The sequence below is a fragment of the Vibrio sp. 2130-1 genome, from assembly GCF_033339515.1.
The window spans coordinates 1-892 of record NZ_JAWOUT010000132.1; the positions used below are offsets into that span (position 1 = coordinate 1).

The following is an 892-nucleotide window of genomic DNA, read 5'->3' on the forward strand; positions in this document are numbered from 1 at the left end:
GCCGATTTTCGCTGCACTAATGTAGATGTCTTGGTGTCTTGCTTGTGCTCCGTCGACACGCTTAATTGGTTCAGCAATCAGCGTGCTAGAGCGGCCTTTAAAAATTGGCTCTAAAGAGAACTTTTGGTCGTGACCCAAGCGTGCAAATAACTCAATGTGTTTTGGTAGCGGCTGGTTCACCCCAACCACCGGAGTTTTTAGTGCCGACGCTGTACTTTTGCTGATAAAGATAGGTGTGCTTAACGTCCTTGATAGCAAAACGCTGTGCAGTCTTTCCAGTAATGCGTTGCTTGGTAACATCTCTTTTTGTGGGATCAGCTTATCTTGGTTGTGTTCAATGATGCTGTTGAAGAAAGCGATCACACGGATCGTTTTGCTGTTTTCATCAATAACCAATTGTACGCTGCAACCGTCAGGGCTGACTCGAATAACGCGATATGGAACGGCCATGAGAGGCAGCTTTTTATCGTAAAGTTGTAACTCACGAAAGTTAACTTGCACTTCTTGTCCCGAGCGTAACATCGTTGGCTCATCTAAACGAATCCCCAAGCCTCGCTTAGAAATATCAACGGTTGAACCTGCTGCTTTTAACTCACCCGAACTGAGTTCAAGTGGAGTTTTGAATCGATAGCGTGGTTCTTTACGGCGCGATTGAGCATCGAAATAGATACCTTTGGGGTTGCCAGTGATTTTTCGAGGATGACGAAAGGCATTTAACGTGTTGGCTGGCAAACGCGGCTTTTCTGTTAATAGGTAATCTTGCCCCGACTTTTCGTCAGCGATTTCTTGCAAAATGCCGATATGAGTCAGTGACTGAGAGGTTTCGGCTAACTCTGGAGAGAATAGTGCGAGATCTTCTTTCTCTTGCTCAGATAACTCAAAAATAGAAATT

General features: G+C 45.0%; 1 protein-coding gene. It reads right to left on the reverse strand.

Features of this window, described 5'->3' with window-relative positions; translation table 11 throughout:
- A partial coding sequence (locus R7Q09_RS24700) for a PilZ domain-containing protein (RefSeq protein ID WP_318143766.1) occupies window positions 1–892 on the reverse strand: 892 nt, incomplete at both ends.